Below are 14,321 nucleotides of genomic sequence, written 5' to 3' on the forward strand. Positions count from 1 at the left end.
GGCTGGCGCGCGTCTTGCTATTCTGACGCGGACAACCTCTGGAATCCCATGCGCCACACACTGCCCATCGCTCCGCAGTTCTACGTAACTGCCCCACAACCGTGCCCCTATCTGGAGGGGCGCATGGAGCGTAAGCTGTTCACGGCGCTACAGGGCGAAAACGCCAGCAAGCTGAACGACAGCCTGTCCCAGCAAGGATTCCGCCGCTCGCAGAACGTCCTCTATCGCCCCTCCTGTGCGGAGTGTTCCGCCTGTCTGAGCGCGCGCATTGATGTCTCCGCTTTCACCGCCTCGCGCAGCCAGCGCCGAACCATCAACCGCAACGCCGACCTGGACCGGCAGGCCACATCCCCCTGGGCCTCCGAGGAGCAATACGAGCTCTTCCGGACCTATCTGGACAGCCGCCACGCCGAGGGCGGCATGGCGGATATGGATGTCTTCGAGTTCGCGGCGATGATCGAGGAGACACCGATCCGCAGCCGGGTGGTGGAATATACCGACAAGGACGGCGGCGGATTGATTGGTGTCAGCCTGACGGATGTACTCTCGGACGGGCTGAGCATGGTTTATTCCTTCTACGAGCCCGGTCATCCGAAACGCTCGCTGGGTACTTACATGATCCTCGATCACATCAAGATCGCCGAAGAGGCGGGGCTGCCCTATGTCTATCTGGGCTACTGGGTGCCGGGCAGTCAGAAGATGGGCTACAAATCCAAGTTTTCAGGGCTTGAGGTCTACATCGGCGGCAGCTGGCAGAAGATGAAAGATCCCTCCGCCTTCACTGCCGATACGCATCCCCTGTCCACCGATCCGATTGCCGAACAGGTCGCTAACATTCATCTGCCGGACACGCGCCCGACGCGGTAAGCGACCGGCCTCACTCCCGAACAATCACCTGCACCGCCAGGCAAAACCGATCATCGGTTTGTGGCCATCAGCATGCTGCCACCCAACAGGAACGACCCGCCTGCATACCCCATTGCCCTGCGCGCCCGCAGGCTGCGCATCTGGCGTCTGGCCTGCGCCGCCACCAGCGCGTACCCCATGAGCACGAAGAAAACGACGCCGCCGGAGGTGGTCAACAGGATCAGGAATTGCGGCGTCATTGGGAGGTCCGGGTTCATGAACTGCGCGAGAAAGACGACATAGAAAAGAATGGCCTTGGGGTTCAGCACGCCGGTCAGAAACCCCGCCCTGAAACTGGCTGCCTGTTGAGTCCCGGTCGTCTGGCGTGTCACTGCCACATCGCTCAACCGCTTGGCCGAGACGATTTGCGTCACACCCAGCCATGCCATATAGGCCACGCCTGCCCACTTCAGCAGCAGGAATGCGTTGCTCGACGCTGCGAGGATCAACCCCAAACCCACGTAAGACGCGGTCATCACGATCACGCCGCCCAGCATGTCGCCAAGAATGCAGAACATCGCTGTGCCTAACCCGCGTGACAGGGATTGCCCGATCACCATGAACACGCTGGGTCCGGGAATGAGGGACAGCATCGCGTAGGCGGCCACATACGCCAGCCAGGTTTCAAAGGTCATGAATCCCCATCTCTCTTTTGGACGCGTGATGCGTCATTTCGCACTCCCGGGTCGTCCCTGCGGCGGCAACGTCAGTAGCCCTGCCGCGAAGATAACAGCTATGCCGGTCAACACCAGCGCACTGGGAAGCTCGCCAAAGAACAGCGCGCCCCACATCACGCTGAACGCCAGGTAGCCGTAGTCAAACACTGCGACGGTGGCGGGGGGACCCTGCTGATAGGCAATCGCCGCCCCGACGCTACCGATGAGAATGAGCACGGCGAGTGCTGCAACGATTGCCAGCCGGTGAAGGGACAATGGCTGCCACGGCCCAAGGATGAAAGAGGCCTCTGGACCGGCGAACAGCCCGAGACCTGCGCCGCCAATGATGAAAACGACATTCAGTGCCAGCGCAAGGACAAGGGGGTTATCGTCACGGCATTTGATCGAGGTCAGCACCATTGCACAGGCATAGAAGACTGCGGCGGCAACAGGGAGCAGCGTGCCGATCTGAAAGCCGGATGTATCAGGCCGGATCACAAGGATCACGCCGACGAAACCGCAGAGGATCGCGAAGAGCGCCCGGTTCGCCGGCCAGCGCCACGCCAGAATCGCCACAAGGGCGACGATGAACAGCGGCCCCGTGTAATAAGCGGCCGCCGCAAGCGATAGCGGCATCAGGGGCAACGCGGCATAGTAGCTCAGCCACATGAAGAAGAGCAGCAGGCTGCGCAGCAGTACCCAACCAGGCGCGTGCAGGCGAATACGCCCATGCCGTCGCGCCAACGACCAGAGAACGGGCACCGCCAACGCGGATCGCAGGATATACATTTGCCACAGCGGCAAGGACAGGCTCGTGGCCTTGATCAGTGCATCGCCGAGAGACAGGGCAAAGACAGACGCCATGATCGCGATGACCGCCCGTGTTTTGTGATGGTGCGCTGTTGTATCTGCCATATGAGGTGCTTTTCTGCAAAGGTCGCAAAACTCCAGAAATCATGTATCAATCCAATTGAAAAAGGAGTTTTCCGAATTTTTGCATGAGCCAGAGTTATGAAAAGTGAATTGCGCGCCCTGCCCCCGCTATCGCGACTAAAGCCCTTCGAAGCTGCCGCCCGGCATGAGAATTTCTCTGTGGCGGCAACGGAGCTTGGCATGACTCAGACCGCTGTCAGCAAGCAGATCGTCCTGCTGGAAGAAGAGATGGGAGTGCCTCTCTTCGAGCGTCGGAACCGGGCCGTTTTCCTGACAGACGCCGGGCGGAGACTGGGACGGGTGGTCAGCGCGTCGCTGTCTGAGATCGCAGCCGAAGTCGCCGTCCTCCGGGGGAGCAGACGCTCAAGTGAGCTGGTTCTGCATTGCCAGCTGTGCGAGGCGTTTTACTGGCTGATGCCGCGTCTTGCGCGCTTTCACGAACGCCATCCGGGGACGGCGCTGCGCATTGTGACGTCAGTCAATCCTTTGACGGACTCTCCGGAGACCTTTGACGTTGCGATCCAGACCTCCGGCAGGGCCTCCGGCACCGCACGGCTCGCCTTTACGGCCTCCGACGATGTCTTCCCTGTCTGCGCGCCATCGCTTCTGCCAGTGGGCAAACACCCCTTGTCCCCCGACGCTCTGCTGGCGTTTCCCCTGCTGTCGCATCTGGTGATCCCGCAGGACTGGATGGAATGGGCGGAGTGGTTCGAAAACGTGGGTACGCCGACGCCAAGGCGCCCGCGCCTAATCCCCTTTGACAGCTATCCGCTGGCGCTGCAGGCCGCCGTAGCCGGTCAGGGTATCGCGCTAGGATGGCGGCGCACCACCGAGAGCTTGATTGAGGAGGGTAAACTGATCCGGCCCTGCGCGGAATTCGTATCGCGCCCGACCGAGATTTCGGTGTTTCGAGGAATAATGCGGAACCCGCATCCGGAGACGGACAAGCTGCTATCCTGGCTGACTGAAGAGTTTGCGACCTAGCCGCCCAAACGCATCGAACCGCGGTCGACTTCGCTTTCAACACCAGAAAAGAAAGAGGGGCACGCGGCCCCTCTCCTGTTCACATGGCCGTGCCCTTGATCAGTTCGGAATGAGATCCGGTACGATGGTCACGATGCCCGGGAAGGTCCAGAGCAGTGCCAACCCGACCACCTGGATCAACACGAAAGGGATGATCCCGCGATAGATATGGCCCGTGGTCACCTCCTTCGGCGCCACCCCGCGCAGATAGAAGAGCGCAAAGCCGAACGGCGGTGTCAGGAAGGAGGTCTGCAGGTTCACCGCGATCATGATCGTCACCCATTTGGGATCAAAACTGCCACCGTAGATCACCGGGCCGACGATGGGGATCACGATGTAGATGATCTCGAGGAAGTCGAGTACGAAGCCCAGCACGAAGAGCACGACCATCACGATCAGGAAGACCTTGAACTCGTCATCGAAGCTTTTCAGGAATTGCTGGATATAGTGTTCGCCACCAAAGGAGATCACCACAAGATTCAGCAGCTGAGAGCCGATGAGGATGGTGAAGACCATGCTGGTGACCTTCGCGGTCTCACGCACCACCGGGCTCAACACGCCGGAAGTGTAGAGGACCCAGCAGGAGAACAGCAGACCAAAGAGCGCATAAAGGTAGGCGGCATAGGCCACGAAGAAAGCGAACCAGCTTTCAAAACCCACGGTGCCGTTGTTGATGCGCAAATCGAAATTGATGCCGACGAGGATGCAGACGATGATTGCCAGCGTGGACCAGATGATCACCTTGGGGGTGCGGTCCTGATCTTTCAGCTTGCGGTAGGCCGCCAGCATGATCGCGCCACCCGCCCCCAACGCCGCCGCCGGTGTCGGGTTGGTGATGCCGCCAAGTATCGAGCCCAGAACGGCGACGATCAGCACAAGCGGCGGAAAGACCACGCGAATGAGCTCATTTGTCGCACAGATCTTCGTGGCGTAGACCACCCCGTACATCAGCGCGGCAAAGGGCAACGCCATGAAGGCGATCATCGTACCCGGAGACGTCGCCGGGCCGACCATCATGATATCCACGAGGATGATCAGGACTGCCCCGACGGCTCCGATCAGAATCGGCTGGACGGAGCTGGAGGGCGACACGCCCCGCGCGGTCGTCAGAAACAGCGAGGTCAGCACCAGAATGATCGCAATGCCGGTGCCGATGGGGGCCGCGTTTGCAATCTTGGCGGCCTGGGCTGCGGCCAGTTCCTCTTCGGTCAGTTGTTGCGATGCTTGCACGCCGCCCGCCTCGTTGATCGCTGCCTGCTCTGCCACGGCTGTGTCCCAGGCAAACTGTCCGTGCAGTTCGATCATCGCGGCCTGACAATCGGGGCTGACATTTGTCCGGAGCGACGCCCCTTCGCCGATGTCGGAGAAGCGGGAGACATTGGTGGACTGGTCACCAATGATGCCGAGGTTACCCAGCAGAATGGTGCCGACGACGATCGCGATCGGTGCGCCGAGGAACCAGGTGAAGGCTTCACCGCGGGTCACAGGCTCGGCGTTGGTGCTGCCCATCTCGACGGCGGGTGCCTTGTCGGGGTTCAGCAGCGCGTAGCCAAAGGCATAAAGCGCATAGAGCAGCGCCAGCATGATCCCCGGAAGGAGGGCTGCCTGGAAGAGCGTGCCAACAGAGAGCACCGCAGGCTCGCCCAGATAGGTCAAAGCGTCGGTACACCCAGCAGTGGTCGCGCGGCGTTCCTGTGCTGCGGAATAGAGATCCCCCGCCAGCGTGCCCAGCAGAACGATCACGATAGAGGGCGGAATGATCTGCCCCAGCGTGCCCGAGGCGGCGATGACGCCCGTCGACAGTTCAGGCGAATACCCGTTGCGCAACATGGTCGGCAGCGCCAGCAGCCCCATGGTCACCACGGTGGCACCGACGATCCCGGTGGAGGCCGCAAGGAAGGCACCCACCACCACGATGGAGACGGCCAGACCGCCGGGCAGCGGGCCAAAGACGCGCGCCATGGTGGTCAGAAGGTCGTTGGCGATCTTGGAGCGTTCCAGCGTGATGCCCATCAGAACGAACATCAGCACAGCCAGCAGCGTCTCGATCGACTGGCCGGCAAGCACCCGCTCGTTCATCCGGTTGACGACAAAGGAGACGTTGCGGTCAAGCGCCACTTCCCAGCCCTTGGGGAACACCGGCTCTTCGATCCGCGGCAAATCGGGGTATCGGAAGACGGATATCGTATCTGCCTTCACCCCGGAATTCACCAGATCTCGGTAGACCTGACTGCCGGTATCAATGGCCTGGTGGATCAGCAGCCCCGCGCTGTCGAGGGCGGCAATGATGCCAAAGGAGATCACCCCGGCCCCGGCGATGGCGAAAGCCACCGGAAAGCCCGAGAGGATACCGCCAAAGAGGCAGATGAAAACGATGATCAGGCCAACTTCGACGCCGTCTAGACCGAAAAACATGTCCTATAGTCCCTTGCTGCGCTGCGTGGATCGCGGCGTCTCGTTAGATTAGTGTGCGCCTTCGTAGGCTTCTTCGCCGTCGCCCAGGCTGTCGCGGTCGAGGTATTTGCCCTCGCTCTCCGGGCCCTCCTTCCACTCCAGGTAGGAGCGGAAGAACATCGCCACCGCCTGCAGGAACAGCATCGCCGTAAAGGCGCAGAGCAGAACCTTGAAGAGGAAATAGCCGTTAAAGCCGTTGGGGCTGAAGCCGATGGTCTCCACGTTCCAGCGCAGCGCGCGGGATTTCAGCAGCAGCCGGTCCAGCGTATCCGAGGCCGAGGGGTTGGGCACGATCAGGTGACGCCACAGGAAGAACCAGCCATACAGCCAGATCAGCACCGCCACCGGAATCATGAAGAAGATCGCGCCGAACATGTCGATGACCTTCTTGGTCCGAAATTTCACCGCTGAATAGACGAGGTCGACGCGCACGTGGCCGCCCTGCACGAAGGTGTAGGCCATGCAGAGGCATACGACCATCGCATTGTAGAGTTTGAGCTCTTCGGCAAACCAGCTGATGTCGAACTGCAGCGGGATGCCAAAGCCGATGGAGATGTCAGGCCGGGTGAAAATCCGCTGCATGAAGACGATGATGATCTGCTGGATCACCATCAAGAGCCCGGCCCAGGCAAAGAAGCGCCCGACCGTGTTCGCAAAGCCTTCGAGCACACGGACACAGCCCCACATGAAGCTGTTCTTCCACAAGCCGACGGCGAAAAAGATCAGGAAGGCCGTGAAGACGACAAAGAAGAACTCAACCGATCCGCCATAGTAGACGAAGCGCATGATTGCTTCCTTGCTGGACCAGTCCAGCCAGAGCGCGGGATGCGTGATCGCGTAGAAGAAATTGTACACGGCCAGGCCGATATTGGTGAAGAACCAGAGCACCCCGTCAAAGATGACAGAGAGTGAGCCGCCTGCTTCGCTCGCGTCGTTTTCCATATGTCCCCTCACCCGTTGCGCCGCTGTCAGCGCCTTCCGTGGTCCCGCAGTGGTGCGGAACTGGATTGCGATAGGGGGCCACTATAGCACAAGTGGCCCCCTATATTTGATTGGCTAAAACTTAGCCGTTCGCCAGAACGCGGTTCCGCTGTGCCACGTAGAAGCCGTCCGACTTCAGCAGCCAGTCAGAGCTTTGCGCCAGCGATTCCTCGAAGGAGCCGCGGATCTTCGCAAAGAGCTCGTCACCCATGTTCTCGTCCATGACTTTCTTGGACGCGGCACCGAAAGCATCCCAGACATCATCCGGGAATTGCAGCGTTTTCACGCCCTGCGCCTGCAGACGCGCCAGCGCCGCACCGTTGTTGGCCAGGGTTTCGGCCAGCTGGATGTGCGTGGTCGCCATGGCGGCATTTGCGATGATCGCCTGATGCGCCGGGCTGAGGTCATTGTAGACGTCGAGGTTCATGCCGCAGGCCAGAGCAGAGCCCGGCTCGTGGAAACCGGCGGTGTAGTAGACTTTCGCCACTTCCTGGAAGCCCGCGCGTTCGTCCGCGAAGGGACCCACCCACTCCAGACCGTCGAGGGCACCGGAAGACAGTGCCTGATAAAGCTCGCCCCCGGGGATGTTCTGCACCGACGCGCCAAGTTCGCCCAGCACCTTGCCACCCAGACCCGGCATGCGGAACTTCAGACCGTTGAAGTCACCTGCGGAGTTGATTTCATTGCGGAACCAGCCACCGGACTGCGAGCCGGAGTTACCCGCGATGAAGGATTTCAGGTTGAAGATTTCACCCAGCTCGTTGTGCAGCTCGTGGCCGCCGCCGTGGTGGTACCAGTTGGTCACTTCCTGCGCGGTGCCGCCAAAGGGCACGGCTGTGAAATAGGCATAGCCCGGGTGCTGGCCGATGAAATAGTAGTCGGCGGAGTGATAGAGGTCTGCCTGACCGGACGAAACCGCGTCAAAGACCTCGAAGGCGCCGACCAGCTCACCGGGGGCTTTCTTGTCGATGGTCAGCGTGCCATCGGACATCGCCCCGACCATTTCCTCAAAATAGGTGGCCGCGTCATCCAGAACCGCAAAACCGCGGGGCCAGGATGTAACCATTGTCAGGACGCGGTTGCCCTGAGCAATCGCGGGTGCGGCCAGCGTTGTGGCTGCGGCGGCGGAACCGCCAAGTGCAGATGTCTTCAGAAATGAACGACGATCCATGTGGATACTCCTCCCAAATATGACGCCCGCAGCGCAAGAACACGCCCAGGTCGTTTCGAGTGTGGCCACACTAGCGACGCGTGATCCAAATGAAATACCTACTACTGCGTAGAAAACCGGCATTTAATTCGTTTTGGTCAGATTTTTAGGCCAGTTTTGGCAGGGTGTTACCGCAGATTGGCACAATCGGCGCATACCATAATCCGGATCAGACTTTGATTCGCCGGTGATTCCACGTAACCAGTCTGCCATGAAACGAATTGGCACTCTTTTCCGGCCAAGCTACGCGCAGAAACTGTCGCTTGTGGCGACGGTACCGCTGATTGCAGCGGTGGCGGCAATTGCCGTGCTGGTGGCCTTCCAGTCGCGCACGCTGGCCGAGCGGGAAATCAAGGCGCTGGAGACGCAGCTGCTGGAGGCCAAGAAGGCCGAACTGGCCAATTACGTGACGCAGGCCCGCAACGGTTTCTATTTCATATACGGCAACGCCGCCCCCGATGATCAGGAGGCGCGCGATCAGGTAGCACAGATCCTCTCGGCGATGATCTACGGCACCGACGGGTTCTTCTTTGTTTATGACTATGATGGGACCAACCTCGTCAGCCCGCGCCAGACCGGCATGATCAACCGCAACTGGTCCGGGCTGGAGGACAGCGACGGCACCCCCATCGTGGACGAGATCATCCGCATTGCCCGTTCGGGTGCGGGATATCACAGCTATCTATGGCCCAAGCCCTCGACCGGGGAAGAGGCGCGCATGATCACCTATGTCACCAGCTTTCCCAGTTGGCGGTGGGCCGTGGGAACCGGTGTTTTCATCGATGACGTGCTGGCCACTGTCGCCTCGGCCCGCGCGGATGTGGAAGCGCGGGTGCAGCAGACGTTTTTCTATATTGGCATGATCACCCTCGCCGCCCTGCTTGCGGTGTTCCTGACCGGCATGGGGCTCAACATTCGCGAACGGCGGCTGGCGGATGCCAAGCTGAAGAAGCTGACCCAACGGGTGCTGGATGCGCAGGAAGAGGAACGCGGCCGTGTGGCGCGCGAATTGCACGACGGGATCAGCCAGCTGCTGGTCGGCGTGCGCTATGCGCTGGATACCGCCCGGCGCAAACTGGATCGCGGGGACCGCACCGCTAACGAGCCCCTCAGCAAGGGGATCGAGACCCTGGGCGAGGCCATTTCCGAGGTGCGCCGCATCAGCCGCGATCTGCGCCCCGGTGTGCTGGACGATCTCGGCCTAGGCCCGGCGATCAAGGCACTCGCCGAAGATTTCAGCGAGCGGACCGGCGTGCGGGTAGATTTCCAGACCGTCGTCTTCCGCAACCGGCTGGACGGGGAGGCCAAGATTGCCATGTACCGTATCGCCCAGGAAGCGCTGACAAATATCGAACGCCACGCCCTGGCGAGCCACGTGCGCATCGATCTGCGCGGCCACAAGAAAGGGGCCACCCTGCGCATCGAAGACAACGGGCGCGGCCTGCCCGATGACAGCATCAACCCCACCGGCGGCCTGGGATTGCGCAACATGCAGGAACGCGTCGAACAGCTCGAAGGCACGTTGCGCATCGCCAGACCCCGCGGCGGCAACGGCACGATCATTGAGGTCTCCGTCCCGCTGTCGCATCTCTTGCCGCCTGAACCTGAAACCCCGACCAGACCCAAAGTACCCGCATGAGTAATACATCCTGCATCAAAACCCTGATCATTGACGATCACCCCATGGTTGCCGATGGCATTCAGTCCATTCTGGAAAGCTACGATGACATCAAGGTCGTCGGCACCTGCAACTCTGCACGCGATGCCATTGACCAGTTGAACACGCTCGACCCGGATGTGATCCTGATGGATCTGAACATGCCGGACATGGGCGGGCTGACCGCCACCGAGGTGATCCTGGAACAGCGGCCGGGCACGCGCATTCTAGTGTTGTCGATGCATGACAGTCCTGAATACATCTCGTCCGCCCTCAACCACGGGGCCATGGGCTATGTGCTGAAAGACGTGCCAACCGATGAGATCAAAAAGGCCATCGACGTGGTGATGTCGGGGGAGCGCTATCTGTGTACCGGGGCACGCGGGTCGCTGGAGCCCAAAGGGGATAACGCGCGCGAAGCGCTGACCGGGCGGGAACAGACGATCCTGCTACAGCTGGCACAGGGCAAGTCCAACAAGGAAGTCGCGATCACGCTCGATATCTCCGTGCGCACGGTCGAGACGCACCGCAAGAACATCAAACGCAAGCTTGGGATTTCCAGCACCGCGGGGCTGACACGCTACGCGCTTGAGCATGGCGTGCTGCAGGGCACGGGCGCGCAGTTCTGACGTGCGGCGCGAACGCGCGAAAACTGGCGTGAGGGCGTCCGTGTTCAGCCTTTGTTAAGCACGACACACGTACACCGGACTCATGAACATCCAGAACCAGATCGCCCTGCCCGACGCCGCAACCATAGGCACCCTTCCCTATCGTGACGCCATTGATCGGGTGGCAACGCTGCGCGCGCTGGTCATGCGGCTGGCCCTTGGCGTCAGCCAGATGTCATGCGACCGGTCGGACAGTCAGATGGAAAAACTGCGTGAGAACCTGCAGGCGCAGGTGAAAACCTTGCATCACACGCTGGCGGTGCTGCGCGGACAGGCCGAGTTTTCAACCCTGCCCGACACCCTGAGCCTTTGGTTGGCGGGCATTGCCGCCACCCAGGAGGCACATCTTCAGGTCATCGCACGCATGGCGGCCATGACCGACCGTTTGTCCGAAAGCGCCCTTACAGAAGACGGTGCGCCATCAGACACTCTCGACGCATACGTCGCGTTCGGACAAGGCGAATTCTTCGAAGCGGTCAGTGCGCTGACCGAAGAATTCTGGGCCCGGATCGAAGACGGCCGCGCGACGCAGCTGGATCAGGCGATGCAATCAGCAGCACGGCTTGGCGAAGGGTTGACCCGGTTGGAACGCATCGGCAAATATGTACGCTCCATGTCGATCAACGCCTCTGTCGAGGCCTCCCGCGCTGGCGAGGCGGGCAAAGGTCTTGCCATCATCGCGCAGGAATTCAAGGTGCTGGCGGAAGAAGTCCAGCAGCTCACCCTCTCCGCGCGCGAGGATATCGAGAGCATTGAGGCCTCGTGAAACGCCGTTCACAGGCGTGATTCCCACGTGATTTTTGCAAAATGTCGCAGAATAGCTCCCCAGCGCAAGGAAGTGGCGCAATTTCCCTGTCTGGAGACATATTTTTTGCCCATAAGGTCCTTGACGCCCCTGATCCGCACTCCTAATGTCTCGCCAGCATTCAGGAGTACCCATCCATGACTACTCTAGTCGTCATTGTAGGACACACGCACATGGGCCGGTAACGGTAGACCATTCTCTGACCCATGTGCCCCCGCCAAAAACGGGGGCTTTTTTATGCGCAACGGTAGCAAGAGGCCCAAAAGCGGCCACCACGGAGTGAAAACTATGACACGGCAAATGTCCGGAGCAAAAATGATTGTCCAAGCCCTGATCGATCAGGGTGTGGACACCGTCTTTGGCTATCCCGGAGGCGCCGTCCTACCGATTTACGATGAAATTCATCAGCAAAACGCCATTCGGCATATTCTTGTGCGTCACGAACAGGGTGCGGTGCATGCCGCCGAGGGCTACGCGCGCTCCACCGGCAAGCCCGGCGTGGTGATCGTGACTTCCGGGCCCGGGGCGACAAATGCGGTGACCGGTCTGACCGATGCGCTGATGGATTCGATCCCGATCATCGTGCTGACCGGCCAGGTGCCGACCTTCATGATCGGCTCCGACGCCTTTCAGGAAGCGGACACCGTGGGCATCACCCGCCCCTGCACCAAGCACAATTGGCTGGTGAAGGAAACCGACGCGCTCTCCGGCGTGCTGCATGAGGCGTTTCACGTCGCCACGCAGGGCCGCCCCGGTCCGGTGCTGGTGGATATTCCCAAAGACGTGCAGTTTGCCACCGGCACCTATAACGCGCCAAAGCCATCGGTGTCGCACTATCAGCCCAAGGTCAAAGGCGACATGGAGGAGATCACCGAACTGGTGGCCGCGATGGAGAAGGCCAAGAAGCCGATCTTCTATACGGGCGGCGGCGTGATCAATTCCGGCCCTGCCGCCAGCCAGCTTCTGCGCGAGTTGGTCAAGGCCACGGGCTTTCCGATCACGTCAACGCTCATGGGGCTGGGCTGCTACCCGGCGTCGGGTGAAAACTGGCTGGGCATGTTGGGTATGCACGGTCTATACCAGGCCAATATGGCGATGCATGACTGCGATCTGATGATCAACATTGGCGCGCGCTTTGACGACCGGATCACCGGACGCATCGATGCCTTTAGCCCGAAGTCGACCAAGGCGCATATCGATATCGATCCGTCCTCTATCAACAAGGTGATCAAAACGGACATCCCGATTGTGGGTGACGTGGGCCATGTGCTCGAAGATATCCTCAAGGTTTGGAAGTCCCGCGGGCGCAAGACCAATTCCGAAGCATTGGCCAAGTGGTGGGCACAGATCGAGAAATGGAAAGCCATCGATTGCCTGAAGTTCAAGCAGACCGGCAAGACCATCAAACCGCAACATGCGCTGGTCCGGCTGGAAGAGCTGACCAAGCAGCATGACCGTTACATCTGCACCGAAGTCGGCCAGCATCAGATGTGGGCCGCGCAATACCTCGGGTTCGAGGACCCCAACCGCTGGATGACCTCTGGCGGTCTGGGCACGATGGGCTATGGGTTCCCGGCCTCGATTGGTGTTCAGATGGCGCACCCGGACGCCTTGGTGATCAACGTGGCGGGCGAAGCCTCGTGGTTGATGAACATGCAGGAGATGGGCACGGCGGTGCAGTACCGCCTGCCGGTGAAGCAGTTCATCCTCAACAACGAACGCCTCGGCATGGTCCGCCAGTGGCAGGAACTCCTGCATGGCGAGCGCTACTCTCAAAGCTGGTCCGAGGCCCTGCCCGACTTCGTGAAGCTGGCCGAGGCCTTCAGGGCGAAAGGCATCATCTGTTCCGACCCGGCAGATCTTGATGATGCAATCATGGAGATGATCAATCATGACGGTCCAGTGATCTTCGATTGTCTCGTCGAGAAGCATGAAAACTGCTTCCCGATGATACCTTCGGGCAAAGCGCATAACGAAATGCTCCTGGGTGAAGCGCAGACGCAGGGCGTGATCGACAGCAAGGGCTCGGTACTCGTCTGACCGCTCCGAAACCAAAACGCGGGCGCGCGACGCCCTGCCGGAATACCTGACCTAGAAGGCTCACAACTGATGTCCGCACTCAAAATCAAAAAAGGCGCCACCAGCCATTCCGCTTACAACCTACGGCCCACGTTCTCGGATGTGGTTGAACGGCACACCCTTGCGGTGCTGGTCGAAAACGAACCCGGCGTGTTGGCCCGCGTCATCGGGCTTTTCTCCGGGCGCGGTTACAACATCGACAGCCTGACCGTCGCAGAAGTGGATCACACCGGGCACCTCAGCCGCATCACCATTGTGACCTCAGGGACACCGCAGGTGATTGAACAGATCAAGGCGCAGCTGGGGCGGATCGTGTCAGTGCATGATGTGCATGACCTGACGGTCGAAGGTGCAAGCGTCGAGCGGGAGCTGGCGATGTTCAAGGTCACCGGCACCGGTGACAAACGGGTCGAAGCGCTAAGGTTGGCAGACATCTTTCGCGCCAGCGTGGTAGACAGCACGCTCGAAAGCTTTGTTTTCGAGATCACCGGCGCGCCGGACAAGATCGATGCCTTCGCAGATTTGATGCGGCCGCTTGGATTGACGGACGTAGCGCGGACCGGCGTCGCAGCGCTGTCACGCGGCGAGTAACAGGAAAATTAAGCTTCTGACGCGTGCGGGTAGTGCAGTTGCACGTCTACGTCGCGCGGCTCAAACGGGATAATCTTGGCTGTTGCCCGAGGTTGCACGTCACGTGACGCGCTTTGACGCAAAGCGTCGGGCAAACCGGCACCAGCCTGTTCCAGAACCAGACGCGGATTATGTGCCCGGCGCATCGACGCCTGCACTTCCATGTCGAATTGAACCACATCACCGGCATCAAAAAACCCGTCGGACTGAAACAAGTCGTCAGTCGAGTTCAAAAATGCCAAATCGCCTTGATCTTCGCACCAAATAACCGCTTTGCGGTCCGATGCGTCGCTCCAGAGAACAACGCCAATCATATCCC

General features: G+C 60.3%; 13 protein-coding genes. 7 read left to right on the forward strand and 6 right to left on the reverse strand.

Going from position 1 to position 14,321, the window contains the following annotated elements; all coding sequences use genetic code 11:
* Window positions 1-48: 48 nt before the first annotated feature.
* Window positions 49-867, forward strand: coding sequence for an arginyltransferase (locus Q1A07_RS18480; RefSeq protein ID WP_299783479.1), 819 nt, complete (start codon window positions 49-51; stop codon window positions 865-867).
* 50 nt (window positions 868-917) lie between these two features.
* On the opposite strand, the gene Q1A07_RS18485 is transcribed toward Q1A07_RS18480, so the two are convergent.
* Window positions 918-1,541, reverse strand: coding sequence for a LysE family translocator (locus Q1A07_RS18485; protein ID WP_299783480.1), 624 nt, complete (start codon window positions 1,539-1,541; stop codon window positions 918-920).
* 33 nt (window positions 1,542-1,574) lie between these two features.
* Window positions 1,575-2,477, reverse strand: coding sequence for a DMT family transporter (locus Q1A07_RS18490; RefSeq protein WP_299783481.1), 903 nt, complete (start codon window positions 2,475-2,477; stop codon window positions 1,575-1,577).
* Between the two features lie 96 nt (window positions 2,478-2,573).
* On the opposite strand from Q1A07_RS18490, the gene Q1A07_RS18495 reads away from it, so the two are divergent.
* Window positions 2,574-3,479, forward strand: coding sequence for a LysR family transcriptional regulator (locus tag Q1A07_RS18495; protein WP_299783482.1), 906 nt, complete (start codon window positions 2,574-2,576; stop codon window positions 3,477-3,479).
* Window positions 3,480-3,578: 99 nt separating this feature from the next.
* On the opposite strand, the gene Q1A07_RS18500 is transcribed toward Q1A07_RS18495, so the two are convergent.
* From Q1A07_RS18500 to Q1A07_RS18510, 3 genes are all read right to left on the reverse strand, one after another.
* Complete coding sequence (locus tag Q1A07_RS18500) at window positions 3,579-5,933, reverse strand: TRAP transporter large permease subunit (protein WP_299783483.1); 2,355 nt, start codon at window positions 5,931-5,933, stop codon at window positions 3,579-3,581.
* Window positions 5,934-5,981: 48 nt separating this feature from the next.
* On the reverse strand, window positions 5,982-6,914 hold the full coding sequence (locus tag Q1A07_RS18505; RefSeq protein WP_299783484.1) for a TRAP transporter small permease subunit: 933 nt from the start codon (window positions 6,912-6,914) through the stop codon (window positions 5,982-5,984).
* A gap of 121 nt (window positions 6,915-7,035) precedes the next feature.
* Window positions 7,036-8,124 (reverse strand): TRAP transporter substrate-binding protein, encoded by a 1,089-nt coding sequence (locus Q1A07_RS18510; RefSeq protein ID WP_195821882.1) that lies wholly within the window; start codon window positions 8,122-8,124, stop codon window positions 7,036-7,038.
* A gap of 250 nt (window positions 8,125-8,374) precedes the next feature.
* On the opposite strand from Q1A07_RS18510, the gene Q1A07_RS18515 reads away from it, so the two are divergent.
* The 5 genes from Q1A07_RS18515 (at window position 8,375) to ilvN (ending at window position 13,963) form a co-directional block, all read left to right on the forward strand.
* The gene (locus Q1A07_RS18515; protein ID WP_299783485.1) at window positions 8,375-9,802 is read left to right on the forward strand and encodes a cache domain-containing protein; all 1,428 of its coding nucleotides are present in this window, start codon (window positions 8,375-8,377) and stop codon (window positions 9,800-9,802) included.
* Entirely contained in the window at window positions 9,799-10,449 is a 651-nt protein-coding gene (locus Q1A07_RS18520; protein ID WP_299783486.1) for a response regulator transcription factor, read from the forward strand. Before Q1A07_RS18515 ends, Q1A07_RS18520 begins: the two co-directional genes overlap by 4 nt.
* Window positions 10,450-10,531: 82 nt before the next feature.
* Window positions 10,532-11,254, forward strand: coding sequence for a methyl-accepting chemotaxis protein (locus Q1A07_RS18525; protein WP_299783487.1), 723 nt, complete (start codon window positions 10,532-10,534; stop codon window positions 11,252-11,254).
* 327 nt (window positions 11,255-11,581) lie between these two features.
* Window positions 11,582-13,333 carry an acetolactate synthase 3 large subunit gene (locus Q1A07_RS18530; RefSeq protein WP_299783488.1) on the forward strand — a complete coding sequence of 584 codons (1,752 nt, stop codon included), beginning with the start codon at window positions 11,582-11,584 and terminating at the stop codon, window positions 13,331-13,333.
* Between the two features lie 69 nt (window positions 13,334-13,402).
* The gene (gene ilvN, locus Q1A07_RS18535) at window positions 13,403-13,963 is read left to right on the forward strand and encodes an acetolactate synthase small subunit (RefSeq protein WP_299783489.1); all 561 of its coding nucleotides are present in this window, start codon (window positions 13,403-13,405) and stop codon (window positions 13,961-13,963) included.
* An 8-nt stretch (window positions 13,964-13,971) separates the two neighbouring features.
* Here ilvN and Q1A07_RS18540 read toward each other — a convergent pair whose 3' ends face one another.
* Window positions 13,972-14,235 carry a hypothetical protein gene (locus Q1A07_RS18540; RefSeq protein WP_299783490.1) on the reverse strand — a complete coding sequence of 88 codons (264 nt, stop codon included), beginning with the start codon at window positions 14,233-14,235 and terminating at the stop codon, window positions 13,972-13,974.
* Between the last annotated feature and the right edge of the window lie 86 nt (window positions 14,236-14,321).

It is taken from the genome of uncultured Roseobacter sp. (assembly GCF_947492555.1).
Taxonomy (GTDB): Bacteria; Pseudomonadota; Alphaproteobacteria; order Rhodobacterales; family Rhodobacteraceae; genus Roseobacter.